The 13,390-nt window shown below is 54.7% G+C and carries 14 protein-coding genes; 7 read left to right on the forward strand and 7 right to left on the reverse strand.

What is annotated here, in order from left to right; translation table 11 throughout:
• Positions 1–85: 85 nt before the first annotated feature.
• On the reverse strand, positions 86–2,050 hold the full coding sequence (locus BSK21_RS00875) for a protein meaA (RefSeq protein ID WP_067548047.1): 1,965 nt from the start codon (positions 2,048–2,050) through the stop codon (positions 86–88).
• Positions 2,051–2,187: 137 nt separating this feature from the next.
• On the opposite strand from BSK21_RS00875, the gene BSK21_RS00880 reads away from it, so the two are divergent.
• From BSK21_RS00880 to BSK21_RS00905, 6 genes are all read left to right on the forward strand, one after another.
• The gene (locus BSK21_RS00880) at positions 2,188–3,552 is read left to right on the forward strand and encodes a 1-acyl-sn-glycerol-3-phosphate acyltransferase (protein ID WP_067548050.1); all 1,365 of its coding nucleotides are present in this window, start codon (positions 2,188–2,190) and stop codon (positions 3,550–3,552) included.
• Positions 3,553–3,699: 147 nt separating this feature from the next.
• Positions 3,700–4,968, forward strand: coding sequence for a crotonyl-CoA carboxylase/reductase (gene ccrA, locus BSK21_RS00885; protein ID WP_067548053.1), 1,269 nt, complete (start codon positions 3,700–3,702; stop codon positions 4,966–4,968).
• A gap of 200 nt (positions 4,969–5,168) precedes the next feature.
• Positions 5,169–5,387, forward strand: coding sequence for a hypothetical protein (locus BSK21_RS00890; RefSeq protein WP_074038933.1), 219 nt, complete (start codon positions 5,169–5,171; stop codon positions 5,385–5,387).
• Positions 5,329–6,099, forward strand: coding sequence for a LuxR family transcriptional regulator (locus BSK21_RS00895; RefSeq protein WP_067548056.1), 771 nt, complete (start codon positions 5,329–5,331; stop codon positions 6,097–6,099). The genes BSK21_RS00890 and BSK21_RS00895 overlap by 59 nt, the downstream gene beginning before the upstream one ends.
• Before the next feature lie 57 nt (positions 6,100–6,156).
• Positions 6,157–6,789, forward strand: a complete 633-nt coding sequence (locus BSK21_RS00900) for an acyl-homoserine-lactone synthase (RefSeq protein ID WP_067548058.1) — start codon at positions 6,157–6,159, stop codon at positions 6,787–6,789.
• A 41-nt stretch (positions 6,790–6,830) separates the two neighbouring features.
• On the forward strand, positions 6,831–8,363 hold the full coding sequence (locus tag BSK21_RS00905) for an ATP-dependent RecD-like DNA helicase (RefSeq protein WP_067548060.1): 1,533 nt from the start codon (positions 6,831–6,833) through the stop codon (positions 8,361–8,363).
• Here BSK21_RS00905 and BSK21_RS00910 read toward each other — a convergent pair.
• From BSK21_RS00910 to BSK21_RS00935, 6 genes are all read right to left on the reverse strand, one after another.
• Positions 8,360–9,115, reverse strand: a complete 756-nt coding sequence (locus tag BSK21_RS00910) for a TIGR02186 family protein (protein ID WP_067548063.1) — start codon at positions 9,113–9,115, stop codon at positions 8,360–8,362. The genes BSK21_RS00905 and BSK21_RS00910 overlap by 4 nt on opposite strands.
• Entirely contained in the window at positions 9,112–10,020 is a 909-nt protein-coding gene (locus BSK21_RS00915; protein ID WP_067548066.1) for a sulfite exporter TauE/SafE family protein, read from the reverse strand. Before BSK21_RS00915 ends, BSK21_RS00910 begins: the two co-directional genes overlap by 4 nt.
• A gap of 160 nt (positions 10,021–10,180) precedes the next feature.
• The gene (rnhA, locus tag BSK21_RS00920; protein ID WP_067548069.1) at positions 10,181–10,633 is read right to left on the reverse strand and encodes a ribonuclease HI; all 453 of its coding nucleotides are present in this window, start codon (positions 10,631–10,633) and stop codon (positions 10,181–10,183) included.
• Entirely contained in the window at positions 10,633–11,061 is a 429-nt protein-coding gene (locus BSK21_RS00925; protein ID WP_067548071.1) for a DUF3429 domain-containing protein, read from the reverse strand. Before BSK21_RS00925 ends, rnhA begins: the two co-directional genes overlap by 1 nt.
• Positions 11,058–12,008 (reverse strand): 4-hydroxy-3-methylbut-2-enyl diphosphate reductase, encoded by a 951-nt coding sequence (gene ispH, locus BSK21_RS00930; protein ID WP_067548073.1) that lies wholly within the window; start codon positions 12,006–12,008, stop codon positions 11,058–11,060. Before ispH ends, BSK21_RS00925 begins: the two co-directional genes overlap by 4 nt.
• Before the next feature lie 93 nt (positions 12,009–12,101).
• On the reverse strand, positions 12,102–12,671 hold the full coding sequence (locus BSK21_RS00935; protein WP_067548076.1) for an NYN domain-containing protein: 570 nt from the start codon (positions 12,669–12,671) through the stop codon (positions 12,102–12,104).
• 114 nt (positions 12,672–12,785) lie between these two features.
• Between BSK21_RS00935 and folK the strand changes: the two genes are divergently transcribed.
• Positions 12,786–13,349, forward strand: coding sequence for a 2-amino-4-hydroxy-6-hydroxymethyldihydropteridine diphosphokinase (gene folK / locus BSK21_RS00940; protein ID WP_156529539.1), 564 nt, complete (start codon positions 12,786–12,788; stop codon positions 13,347–13,349).
• Positions 13,350–13,390 lie beyond the last annotated feature (41 nt).

Genomic DNA, 13,390 nt, shown 5'->3' on the forward strand with positions numbered 1-13,390 from the left:
TAATGCGAGATTAAAATACGAAACGCATAATACCCCGAATGCGACAATTGGCAATCGGGGTATTGATTAATGATTTTTCCTTTAATTAGGCGGCTTTTTCGGCTGGATCGACGAGCGTTACGATATCGCCCATAATTCGATTCAATTCGAAGTCTTTAGGCGTGTAAACGCGCGAAACCCCCATTTCGATCAGCTTTTTGGCGTCCTCGTCTGGAATAATGCCGCCTGCAATAACTGGAATGTGGGGCAATCCGGCCGCTTTCATTTTTTCCATGACTTCGGCGATCAGCGGCAAATGAGAGCCGGATAGAATAGAGAGGCCAACCACGTGCGCATCATCGCGTTTCGCGGCTTCGACGATTTCATCAGGCGTTAGGCGGATACCTTCATAGGTGATGTCCATACCGCAATCGCGGGCACGCGCTGCGATTTGTTCGGCGCCGTTCGAGTGACCGTCTAGGCCAGGCTTGCCGACAATGAACTTAAGCGGACGACCCAGTTTGCCTGTCACGGTCGCAACGCGGTCGCGAATTTCATCCAAACCTTCGGTGCGGTTTGACGGGTTCTTTGAAACACCAGTCGGTGCGCGATATTGGCCAAATGCCTGGCGGATCGCTTCTGCCCATTCGCCTGTAGTGACTCCCGCCTTTGCTGCAGCAATCGACGGGATCATGATGTTGGTGCCGTCATTCGCAGCCGCTGTGAGAGCAGCCAACGCCTTGGCAACGGCAGCTGCATCACGGCCTGCTTTCCATGCATTTAGGCGGGTGATTTGTTCAGCTTCCACCGCAGGATCAACGGTCATGATTGCGTCTTCGCCCGAGGTGAGCGGCGACGGTTCGCCATTCTGCCATTTGTTCACGCCGACGACGGTCGTTTCACCCGCTTCGATGTTGTTGATGCGTTTCGCATTCGATTCGACCAAGCGAGACTTCATGTATTCGATGGCTTGAACCGCACCGCCCATGCTGTCGATGGTCGCCAATTCTTCGCGAGCGCCTGCCTTGAGTGCTGCAACTTTGCGATCGACGGCCGGGTTGTTGTCAAAGAGGTCGTCGTATTCCAGCAGGTCGGTCTCGTAGGCCATGATCTGCTGCATTCGGAGCGACCACTGCTGGTCCCAAGGGCGCGGAAGACCCAGTGCTTCGTTCCATGCTGGCAACTGAACCGCGCGAGCGCGCGCGTTTTTGGACAAAGTCACAGCCAGCATTTCAATCAAAATGCGGTAGACGTTATTTTCGGGTTGCTGCTCGGTTAGTCCGAGAGAGTTCACCTGAACGCCATAGCGGAAGCGGCGCATTTTGGGGTCTTCGACGCCATAGCGCTCTTGACAGATTTCGTCCCAAAGTTCGACGAACGCCCGCATTTTGCACATCTCAGTCACGAAACGGATGCCAGCATTTACAAAGAACGAGATGCGGCCAACCATGTTCGGGAAGTGCTCTGCTGGAACCTTGCCTTTGAGGTCATCGAGGACAGCGGTTGCGGTCGCCAAAGCAAAAGCAAGTTCTTCTTCGGGTGTCGCGCCAGCCTCTTGAAGGTGGTAGGAACACACGTTCATCGGGTTCCATTTGGGCAGGTTTTCGCGGGTGTATGCCGCAACGTCCGTAATCATCCTCAGGGATGGCTTCGGCGGGCAAATGTAGGTGCCGCGAGACAGATATTCTTTGATAATGTCGTTCTGAACCGTGCCTTGCAGCGCAGACACATCGGCGCCTTGTTCTTCGGCGACAGCAATATAGAGAGACAGCAGCCAAGGCGCAGTCGCATTGATCGTCATTGATGTATTCATTTGTTCGAGCGGGATATTGTCGAACAATGCGCGCATGTCACCTAGGTGGCAGACAGGGACGCCAACTTTGCCCACTTCACCACGGGCGAGGCGATGATCTGAATCGTAACCCGTCTGGGTTGGGAGGTCGAAAGCCACGGAAAGGCCAGTCTGACCCTTTGCGAGGTTTGAACGATACAGTGCGTTCGACGCCTCAGCGGTTGAGTGCCCCGCATAGGTGCGGAACAGCCACGGGCGATCTTTCTGCGGTTGCGACATGTGGGCCTCCAGAGAATCCGGTCGGGTAATTTTATTTCGTCAGGAAATGGATAACGGAAAGATTGCATCTCTGTCAATTCGCTGCGTTGCGGCGTGAGCCTATTGTCCTATACCGCAGTTCGGGTCACTGTCGGCGCATGAATGCCCCCGTTACTCTCCCGCTTTGGCTCTTGGTTCTGATCCTGCTGTTTGCAGCGGTCACTTTCGCATCGCATTTCCTTTTCCCGTCCGTTCGTTGGTTCTTTCGTAAGCGGATGGAGCGGGCTGTGTCGCGATTGAATGAACGTCTCGCGCGGCCTATTGAGCCGTTCAAATTGGCGCGCCGCTTCGACACGATTCAGCGTCTGATTTATGACCCTGACGTCGCCAAAGCGATCCACAAAGCGGCGGCGGCTGAAGGCATTCCTGACAACGTAGCCTTTGAACGCGCGAAACGATATGCCCGCGAAATCGTCCCTTCGTTTTCGGCTTCGGTCTATTTCGGCTTCGGCGCGAGGCTCGCGAAATTGGTCTCTCGGTCGATGTATAAGATCCGATTGGGCGCGATGGACCAGAATGAGTTTGGCGCTATTGATCGCGACGCCACACTTGTCTTTGTTATCAACCATCGAAGCAATATGGACTACATGCTGGTGACCCACCTCATCAGTAGTTCGAGCACGATTGCCTATGCTGTCGGGGAATGGGCGCGCGTTTGGCCGTTGTCGTGGTTGGTTCGCGCAATGGGAGCCTATTTCATTCGGCGAGGCTCTCGAGGTCAGCTCTATCGTGCTGTTTTATCTCGATATGTTCGCATGGCGACTGAAAACGGTGTGACCCAAGCGTTCTTTCCCGAAGGCGGGTTAAGTCTAACCGGAGCGATGGCGAAGCCCAAAATGGGGTTGCTCAGCTACATTGTTGATGCCTCACGCCCAGATGGGCGCGATGTGATTTTTGTACCTGTTGCGCTGAACTATGATCGCGTGCCTGAAGATCGGTTGCTGATCCGCGCGGCAATAACGGGTGAACGCAAGTTCAGACCGTCGCTATGGTCAGCGCTCTTGGCCTTGCCTGCGACACTGTGGCGGGCAGTGAGGCTAAAGTTCACGCCTTTCGGGACCGCATCCGTAGGCTTCGGGTCGCCGATTGTATTGTCAGAGTTTCTTGCGACGTCGCCAGATCGCTCGATTGATGAATTAGCCGACGTGTTGATGGACAATATTGCAAAGGTAGTCCCTCTCGTCCCGGTCCCTCTCGTCGCTCGTGCGATGTTGCAGGGGCACTCGTCTAAAGATTCAATCACCGACGCCATCGCATCAGATTTATCGTTCCTTCGGACACGGGGGGTCACGCTGCCGCGGCGGTCAGCAAGCGAACTCGCGACCGAAGGTTTGGCGCTCATGCTGGCTCGGAAAATGATCCGAAAATCGGGCGATACCTATGAGATCGTGTCTGATGAACAGTCATTGCTTGACTACTATGCCGCTTCGATTGCGCATCATTTTTGTGCAGACGCAGCGTAAATTTCAGGATTTTCTGCATCCGCAAGGTAATAAAATTACAATTTGCACTTTGGTGGGGTTGCAAAGTTACTCGCTCGATCATAATTCTTGGGTAATCCCGCCGATTCTGCGGCGCGGCAAAAATTATCCTCTGGAGGAGTTAGATCGATGGCACTCGACTATACCGCGACTAAAAAAGATCTGTACGAAGTTGGTGAAATTCCCCCTCTCGGCCACGTTCCCGAAAAGATGTATGCATGGGCCATTCGTCGTGAACGTCACGGCGAGCCAGACAAGTCTTTTCAGGTTGAAGTCGTAGAAACCCCGAAACTCGACGCTCACGAAGTGCTCGTGCTCGTTATGGCTGCTGGCGTTAACTATAACGGTGTTTGGGCTGGTCTTGGCGTTCCGATTTCACCGTTCGATGGCCACGGTGCAGAATACCATATCGCTGGCTCTGACGCGGCGGGTATCGTTTGGGCTGTTGGCGACAAAGTCAAAAACTGGAAAGTCGGTGATGAGGTCGTCATCCACTGTAACCAAGACGACGGCGACGACGAGGAATGCAACGGTGGCGATCCGATGTTCTCTCCGACCCAACGTATCTGGGGCTACGAGACGCCAGATGGTTCGTTCGCTCAATTCACCCGCGTTCAGGCCCAGCAGCTTCTGCCACGTCCCACGCACCTGACTTGGGAACAGTCGGCTTGCTACACTCTGACATTGGCAACCGCCTACCGTATGCTCTTTGGTCACGCACCGCACGACATCAAACCGGGTCAGCACGTTCTGGTTTGGGGCGCATCTGGCGGTCTGGGTTCGTTCGCTGTTCAGTTGGCGAAGGCTGCGGGTGCTCATGCAATCGGCGTAATCTCTGATGAATCCAAGCGTGACTTTGTGATGTCGATGGGCGCTAAAGGCGTCATCAACCGCAAAGACTTTAACTGCTGGGGCCAACTGCCAAAGGTAAACACCCCTGAATATGACGCATGGTTCAAAGAAGCTCGGCGCTTTGGTAAGGCGATTTGGGAATTCACGGGCAAAGGCAACAATGTCGACATCGTGTTCGAACACCCGGGTGAGTCCACCTTCCCAGTATCTAACCTCGTCTGCAAAAAAGGCGGTATGGTTGTTATCTGCGCAGGCACCTCTGGCTTCAATTGCACCTTCGACGTGCGCTACACATGGATGCACCAGAAGCGTTTGCAAGGTTCGCACTTTGCTCACCTGAAGCAGGCCGCAGCAGCTAACCGTTTGGTCTGTGAAGGCCGCATTGATCCTTGCATGTCCGAAGTCTTCCCATGGGATGAAATCCCGACAGCGCACATGAAGATGCTGAAAAACCAGCACCTGCCGGGCAACATGGCGGTTTTGGTTCAGGCTCAGAAAACAGGCATGACTACCTTTGCCGAGGTTATCGCAGAGTCCAAAGCCTAACTCTGATTCGGCTTAGCGCAATCAACCGAGAGGCGATCCGATTGGGTCGCCTCTTTATTTTAGTCACATTCAGAACAAATAGTTGCGAATTAGTTGCCTCCCTATTTGTGGGGAGGGCGAATGTGCGAATAATTCGTTCAGAAGTTGTGTGCTAGGCTTGGTTGTTAATGTTCCATTAACCATCGCAGAGGAGTCTGGTCATGGGAAAAACGTGGATACTCGACGTTCTTGACGATCTACGGGCCTTTGCAGACCTCAATGGGATGCCGGCTCTCGTCTCTGAACTGGATCGCACGTCAGATGTGGCGCGGCGCGAATTGGCGTCGAAAATCGGGACGGCACAGACAGTGCTGATGGGGCATGGGGCAAAACATACAAAGCCTGATTGGGCAACTGGATCAGGCGGACACACTGGATGATCTTCAATCGATCATCCTGACATTGCGTGATCAATTCCGCATCGACCACGCGGTTTACCATTGGATTAGTAGCGATGGTGAGCAGTTTGGGTGCGGAACCTACCCAACCGACTGGGTCCAGACCTATGTTGATAATGATTACCTGCGCGTCGATCCCGTCGTCATCGGATGTTATCAGCGGTTTCATCCAGTGGACTGGAAACGGCTGGACTGGTCCTCAAAACAAGCGCGGGCGTTTCAGAAAGAAGCGATTGCGGCAGGGGTGGGCAATCAAGGCATGTCTATCCCCATCCGTGGACCGAACGGGCAATACGCGCTTTTCACTGTTTCACACACCTGCGCAGACGAAGAGTGGGAGACTTTTACTGAAGGCCACCAGCGCGATCTCATCCTTCTTGCGCACTACTTCAACAAAAGTGCTCTGAAGATTGCGAAGGGCCGTAAGCCTGAAATCGTAAAGTCTCTGTCACGCCGCGAAACGGATGCACTGACCTATCTGGCGATGGGTTATGGCCGCGGGCAAGTAGCAGAGATGTTGTCGATCTCAGAACACACGTTGCGGGTCTACATCGAAAGCGCGCGTTTTAAGTTAGGTGCTACAAACACAACTCATGCCGTTGCGAAGGCAATAACCGAGGGATTGATCGTGATTGGCGGCGCCGCTCGCGGAACGTCAGGTGATTGGCCAGGCAAGGCACCGAACGGTGCATAGGCCGAAGATTAACTATTTTACGGCAGATTGTTCCTTGGATCAGAAAAGGGATGTGTCATGCTGCGGTATCTATACGGCGATCAACTCTGCAATTACCCGAAATTAGCGGACAGCATGTTCCGCGATCGAACCGCTCAATTTCGTGAACGGCTAGGCTGGGACGTTACCGTCGACGACCGTGGATGGGAAAGGGACGAGTATGACAACCTCAACCCTCTTTACGTTATCTGGGAAAACGAGGATGGCAGCCACGGTGGCTCAATGCGGTTCTTGCCGACCACAGGCAAGACGATGGTGAATGACCATTTTATTGATTTGATGGACGGGGTCGAATTGCAAAGTCCCTTTATTTGGGAATGTACGCGGTTTTGTTTGAACCCATCCGCCGAAAGCCGCGTGGCGGCGGCCCTGATGCTGGCTGGGGGTGAGCTTATGCGGGCCTTCGACGTTCGACATTTCGTCGGGGTCTTTGATGCGCGGATGGTTCGCATTTATCGGATGATCGGTTCGACGCCCGAAATTCTCGGTCAAACGGGTAAAGGGCGCGATATGATTGCTGTGGGTCTTTGGGGCTATGATGATAGGGCTCGCAAACGCGTGGCGCATCGCGCAGGTATCCCGCCCGAACTATCCGAAAAATGGTTCCTCAAAAGCTTTGGGTTCGAACCGCGATTGCAGTTGGTGGCCTAACCCCTCTGGTCCCCTTCTTGGGTTAAGGATAGGGTCCCGCCATGACAACTCCGGCACTCCAATTTTCCGACGACCAGGCTCAGGCTTGGGATAGTATCGCTGATTTGCTTGCTGCAAACGGCGTGAATCTGACGGACGCCTTGCTGACCCCACCGATGGGCGACAGTAGCGCCGTTATGGCTGTTATCGGGAAGGCGGGGTCGGGAAAGACCTTGCTTTTGGCAGAGTTAACCAAGGCTCTGAAAGAGGCGGGCGTCTCAATCGTTTCTGGTGACTGGGAAGGTAAACGGAAGAAAGACCGTCGAACCCTAGCGGTCCTCGCACCAACGAACAAAGCTGCGGCGGTTCTTCGAAATCGGGGAGTGCCCGCAACGACGATCCACCGCATCCTTTACACGCCCGTCTATGACCCAGAATATGAACGGATTGCAGAATGGCTTGCTGGCGAAGGCACACGGCCCGAGATTGAGGGACTTACGGATGTCGCGCTAGATCGCGCTTGGGCGTCGTATCAAATAAATACCTCGGTCCCTGCAGCACTTGCTGCCGCTGGGCTGCGTGGCTCTGACTTTATCACGGGTTGGAAACGTCGTGAGGACCCGCTTGATATCGGGTTCATCGATGAAAGCTCAATGTTGGATCAAAAGGCGCTCGATGATCTCAAGGAGATTTTTCCGACGCTCGTGCTGTTTGGCGATCCAGCGCAGTTGCCACCTGTCCAAGGCACGGGCGGGATGGTGTTCGAAAAACTGCCGGAAAAGGATCGGCTGATCCTGAACCGAATCCACCGCCAAGAGGCGGGCAACCCGATCCTTGATCTGGCTCACGCACTCGCCGACCCGTCGGTCGATTTCTACAAGTTCGAACGGCTCGTCGCAGAAGCGGCGGCAAAAGACCCGAGGGTCGTTTTAGCCCAGCGTGTGGAGTCCGATTTGATGGCGCGGTCTCCTGTTCTTGTCTGGCGGAATGCGACGCGCATCCGATTGATACATGCGTTTCGCGGAGCCTATGGCGCGCCCGAAGATGCCTTGATCCCCGGTGAGCCGCTGATATGCGATGGCATCGAATTGCCGATGAAGCACCGCAAGAAACGGCTCGACCTTGAAGCGCGAGGCCTGATTAAAGGCGCGCAGGTGATTTATCGAGGACCAGGCTCAAAACCTGGGTTCTCAAAGCTCTGGGTGATGGGCGCAGAAGAACCTCAGTTGTCAGCCGCCAGCATTGTGAAGATCGAAAAGGAAGGCGAAGAAGAGCCATTTATCCCTTATGCGGCTCGCATGGGCGCTGCATTTTTACACGGCGCTGCGGTCACCATCCACAAGGCGCAAGGTAGCCAGTGGGATACGGTTCAAGTCTTTGCGCCAGACATCGAGGTTGCCGCCAAAATGGGGCGGTCAGAGTCGGGTCAGCCGCTTTGGAAACGATTGGCCTATGTTGCGATCACGCGGGCGGAACGGGAATTGCGCTGGGTCGTCAGAAATCGCCTCGCGCGTCCATCAGGGCCGTTGGGCGTGGATGACCTTCATATGCCGGCCGCCGAACTGAAACTTACCGTGCAGAGCGACGAAGATTAACGGCGCATCGCATTGAACGCGGCGGATGCGGTCCAACCAGCGATAATCGCGATTAGCAGTGCGAGCAGACCATAAAGCGCTGATTGTTCGCGGCTCAGGTTATACAGCCAACGCTCCATCCCCACCTTGAACACTGGGATATTGGTATCCAGCGTATCGATCACTTGCCCGCCGCGCGTCAGGAAAATTCGAGTGCGATAGGGGCCTTCGGTCAAGTTCGAGGGCAACGTAATGGCCGTATGGAACAGTGTATCATCTTCAAGCGCGACAGCACCTTCGAGCATCTGGAACAAGTCGCTGCTTTCTTTGATGCGGGCGAAGGCTTCGGAAAATTCGGTCGTGGAAAAGGCATCTTGCCCAGCGGAGCGCACCACGCGGTCCCACGTAATTGCGTGATGAAGGTCTTCGAGCGGTCGAAGAACTTCGCTCAGAGGACCAGAAGTCGCGACGGCATAGAAGGACGGTGCGATGTCGATGTTTGCTGACTCAGTGTTAACCCAAATGCCCGCAACCCGTTCCTTGCGTCGGATCGTGACGGGTACGTTCGGACCAGCAACGGCGATAATGACACCTAAGTCAGAATTCTGCGGAGGCGGCGTTTCGCGGCTGATCGCACCAAAGATCAACAGCTCGGACCCTGTAAACGTCGCGGTGATCGAAACCTCGTCTTGGCTCAGGCCCAACACTAGCTTTTCTTGAGCCAAGGCGAGCGATGGCAAAAGCATGAAGAGGAAAGCGACGAGCCGGATCATAGGGCGTCACCGATTGAGAACAGTTCGGACGGTTCAATGAGCAGGTCGAATGCGAGCTTCAGACAGACCAGCAACACCAGCCCTGCCAACAGAATACGAAGCTGTTCGGCTTTCAATTTCATTCCGATACGCGTGCCGAATTGAGCGCCAATCACGCCGCCGATCAAGAGCAGCAGCGCGAGAACGATATCGACTGTTTGGTTGGTAATCGCGTGCATCATTGTCGTGAAGGCTGCGACGAAGATGATCTGGAAGAGCGAAGTGCCGATCACCACTTTGGTTGGCATTCCAAGCACATAAATCATGGCAGGCACCATGATGAAGCCACCGCCAACGCCCATGATCGCGGCCAAAACGCCAACTGACATGCCCACCAATAGCGGCGGAATGACCGAGATATACAGGCCAGACACGCGAAATTTGACTTTGAATGGAAGGTTGTGAACCCAGTTATGGCGTTTGCGTTTTGCGGGTTGTGCGTTCTTGCTACGGCGGAGCGCGCGTAGGCTCTCAACCATCATCAAACCGCCAACGACGCCAAGGAAAACGACGTAGCAAAGGTTCACGAGCAGATCGACCTGACCGAGTTCTTTCAACAGGTTGAAGACCTGGACGCCAATTGCGGACCCGATGAGGCCGCCGATCAAGAGCACCGTGCCCATCCACCAATCAACGCCTTTGCGTTTGATATGCGCCATAAGGGCGGACACGGAAGAGGCTACGATTTGGTTGGCAGAGGTCGCCACAGCAACAGCCGGTGGGATGCCCACAAAGAACAAGAGCGGGGTAATAAGAAAGCCGCCCCCAACACCGAACATACCCGAGAGGACCCCAACAAGGCCTCCGATCCCCAAGAGAAGATAAATGTTCACCGAAATTTCGGCAATTGGCAGGTAGATCTGCATGGCTCGTCCAGCGTTGCGCTATGCCTCACATCACCCTGATCAGCAGGTAGAGTCAAACAGTTGGGCGGCATATCGGGGTGAAAAAACGGTAAGATGGGGCGCTGCCCCCTCTGGCCTACGGCCATTCACCCCCGGGATATTTCCAGCACAAAGGCAGCGTTTAGGATTTGAATGGGGCCATGCCGCGGCGAGCGAGTTCGTCGGCGCGTTCATTTTCTGGGTGCCCTGCGTGGCCTTTGACCCATTCCCACGTGACTTTGTGACGACGGGCGGCTTCGTCCAAGCGTTTCCAGAGATCTTCGTTTTTAACGGGTTTGTTAGTGGATGTTCTCCACCCTTTTTTCTTCCAACCCCACATCCATTCCGTGATGCCACCTTTGACGTAGGCGCTATCTGTTACGACAGTTAGGGATGACGGACGCTCAAGGGCTTCGAGTGCGTTAATAGCGGCCAACAGTTCCATCCGATTGTTGGTTGTGTCGGCTTCACCACCGAAGAGTTCACGCTCTTTGATGACCGCGCCATCTGACTTCGCCTGAAGGAGAGCGCCCCATCCGCCAGGGCCGGGATTACCGGAGCAGGCTCCGTCTGTGTAGGCAAAGAGATCAGGCATTAGAGTAGGAGGCTCGCAAGGCAGACAATGACGATGGTGGAGAGGATTACGCGAAGGCGCATCCACCATGTTGGCGTCAGGTCCCATTTCGAGAACTGGAAATCAAGCAGTAGAAGCCCAAGAAAGCCAGTTATTTGATAGGTTGCGGCAGAAAACAGCGTGTCGCCGCGCATGAAGAATGCCCAAAGTGCAGGGAGGACCGAGAGGGCATAACCTGCTGCAGCGCGTGCGCCCGCGGTCTTTGTTGCAAAACCCCAAAGCACACCAGACATGAACGACAGAATGACCGAGCCGTAGGCCAGAGTGAACATCGGTCCGCCCATGCCCCATACGGAAGGCAACCAACCGAGCGACGTAAGTGCGCCAAAGATAAAGGGGATCAGGCCCGCGAGGCCGAGAGCGAGGGGCGCGTATGGGATGCGGTTCATGCGGGGACTCTAAGGATGCGTGGAACCTTGAACTCGATGTTTTCCTCGGCGGTGACAACCTGTTCGACGGTAACGTCGTAGTGGTCGCTAAAGGCATCGACGACTTCGTTGATCAATACTTCGGGTGCGGAGGCGCCAGCGGTGATGCCAATGGTGCGAATGCCATCGAGCGCACGCCAATCTATGTCAGATGCACGTTGGACGAGTTGGGCATAAGAACATCCGTTCTTTGCTGCCACTTCGACCAGTCGTTTCGAGTTCGATGAATTTGGTGCCCCAACAACAAGGAGGGCATCGCATTTCGGAGCGATGGCCTTGACCGCTTCTTGGCGGTTCGTAGTCGCGTAGCAAATGTCTTCTTTGTGCGGGCCGACAATCGCTGGAAAACGGGTATGCAGCGCGGCGACGATATCTTTGGTGTCGTCAACGGACAGCGTGGTCTGCGTTACGTATGCCAGTTTGGCTGGATCCCGAACCTCAACCGTTGCGACATCATCTACAGTTTCGACCAAGAGAACTTCGCCCTCTGGCAATTGTCCCATGGTGCCGATGGTTTCGGGGTGCCCCGCATGGCCAATCATAATCATCTGCAGGCCATCATCGGCGTGGCGGGCAGCTTCAATGTGAACCTTAGACACCAGAGGGCATGTGGCATCGACATAGACCATATTGCGACGTTCGGCGTCGGCGGGCACGGATTTGGGGACACCGTGGGCCGAAAAAATGACGGGTCGATCTGTTGGGCAATCGTCTAGTTCTTCGACAAAGACCGCACCTTGATCGCGCAGGCTGTCGACGACGAATTTATTATGGACAATCTCGTGGCGTACATAGACGGGCGCCCCCCATTTTTCGATCGCCATTTCGACGATCTTAATGGCGCGATCTACACCGGCGCAAAATCCGCGGGGTGCAGCGAGATACAGTGTCAAAGGCGATTTGGTCATGGGCTGAGAGGTAGTCGCACGGTGGGTTCCTGTCCAGCGGCGCCGCAAAGATGAATGGTCAAAAAGAAAGGGCGGGGAAATCCCCGCCCAATTTTATTCAACGTCTGCCGATGCAGGCTGGTCATCGCGCGGTTCACGCGGGGGGCGGCCAATCACGTCTCTCAACTCATCGAGTTCGATGAAGTTATCGGCCTGACGGCGCAGTTCGTCCGAGATCATCGGTGGTTGGCTGCGAATCGTCGATACGACGGAGACGCGTACGCCCTTGCGTTGGATGGCCTCAACCAACGGACGGAAGTCGCCATCGCCCGAGAAGAGGACGATGTGATCGACGTGAGGTGCTAGCTCCATGGCATCGACAGTGAGTTCGATGTCCATGTTCCCTTTAACCTTACGGCGTCCCATGCTGTCGGTGTATTCTTTGGCGGGCTTCGTCACCATGGTGAAGCCATTGTAGTTCAGCCAATCAACCAGCGGGCGGATCGGTGAATACTCGTCGTTCTCAAGCAGGGCAGTGTAGTAAAACGCACGAAGCAGCTTGCCGCGGCGCATGAATTCGCTCCGCAGTAGCTTGTAGTCGATGTCAAACCCGAGCGATTTTGCAGCCGCGTATAGGTTTGATCCATCGATGAAGAGCGCCAATCGCTCGTCACGATAAAACATAATAAATCCTTCCGAATTCGTTCCGTCTAAAGTCCGTGAGTGAAATGTATTGTGACGAAACTTACACAAACGTAGATGTTTGGCTGTCTATCGCAAGTCAGGATACGATCACTTATGCGTCGAAACGTACTCATCGCCCTTGGTTCTAACGTAACGTCACTTTCTTCGTCGCCAGAGCAGCTACTCAGTGAGTCGATGGACGAAATATCCAAAAGTGTCGGCAAAATATACTTTAGAAGTAAAAATTACCGCACGCCATGTTTTCCAGCGGGAGCAGGCCCCGATTTTGCGAATGCGGTGATTCGGGTTGAAACCGAGCTCGATATCCCAGGTATCCTTGAGGCACTTCATCGGATTGAGGCTGACTTTGGCCGTGTGCGGACGGTGCGTTGGGGCCAGCGGACGCTCGACCTCGATCTGCTGGCGGCCGATGACGTGGTGTGCCCTGACGAGGCGACACTGAACCAGTGGATCAATCTATCTCTCGACCGTCAGATGGCTGAAACACCAGATCAGCTATTGCTGCCACATCCACGTCTTCAGGATCGCGCCTTTGTCTTGGTGCCGATGGCCGATGTAGCGCCCGACTGGAAACACCCGATCCTCGCGAAAACCGTCCTTGAAATGCTTGAACAATTGCCTCGGGATGAAATCGATCAAGTTGTCCCGATCTCGTGACTTCATAGGTTTCGGAATCGACTTGTGTTTTGGGGGGCGAC

The organism is Marivivens sp. JLT3646 (assembly GCF_001908835.1).
GTDB classification, from domain to species: domain Bacteria; phylum Pseudomonadota; class Alphaproteobacteria; order Rhodobacterales; family Rhodobacteraceae; genus Marivivens; species Marivivens geojensis.

Coding starts and splice junctions, on each gene's coding strand:
- BSK21_RS00875 (WP_067548047.1), bottom strand. CDS start 2,050: ATGTCGCAACCGCAGAAAGATCGCCCGTGGCTGTTCCGCACCTATGCG.
- BSK21_RS00880 (WP_067548050.1), top strand. CDS start 2,188: ATGAATGCCCCCGTTACTCTCCCGCTTTGGCTCTTGGTTCTGATCCTG.
- ccrA (WP_067548053.1), top strand. CDS start 3,700: ATGGCACTCGACTATACCGCGACTAAAAAAGATCTGTACGAAGTTGGT.
- BSK21_RS00890 (WP_074038933.1), top strand. CDS start 5,169: ATGGGAAAAACGTGGATACTCGACGTTCTTGACGATCTACGGGCCTTT.
- BSK21_RS00895 (WP_067548056.1), top strand. CDS start 5,329: ATGGGGCAAAACATACAAAGCCTGATTGGGCAACTGGATCAGGCGGAC.
- BSK21_RS00900 (WP_067548058.1), top strand. CDS start 6,157: ATGCTGCGGTATCTATACGGCGATCAACTCTGCAATTACCCGAAATTA.
- BSK21_RS00905 (WP_067548060.1), top strand. CDS start 6,831: ATGACAACTCCGGCACTCCAATTTTCCGACGACCAGGCTCAGGCTTGG.
- BSK21_RS00910 (WP_067548063.1), bottom strand. CDS start 9,115: ATGATCCGGCTCGTCGCTTTCCTCTTCATGCTTTTGCCATCGCTCGCC.
- BSK21_RS00915 (WP_067548066.1), bottom strand. CDS start 10,020: ATGCAGATCTACCTGCCAATTGCCGAAATTTCGGTGAACATTTATCTT.
- rnhA (WP_067548069.1), bottom strand. CDS start 10,633: ATGCCTGATCTCTTTGCCTACACAGACGGAGCCTGCTCCGGTAATCCC.
- BSK21_RS00925 (WP_067548071.1), bottom strand. CDS start 11,061: ATGAACCGCATCCCATACGCGCCCCTCGCTCTCGGCCTCGCGGGCCTG.
- ispH (WP_067548073.1), bottom strand. CDS start 12,008: ATGACCAAATCGCCTTTGACACTGTATCTCGCTGCACCCCGCGGATTT.
- BSK21_RS00935 (WP_067548076.1), bottom strand. CDS start 12,671: ATGTTTTATCGTGACGAGCGATTGGCGCTCTTCATCGATGGATCAAAC.
- folK (WP_156529539.1), top strand. CDS start 12,786: ATGCGTCGAAACGTACTCATCGCCCTTGGTTCTAACGTAACGTCACTT.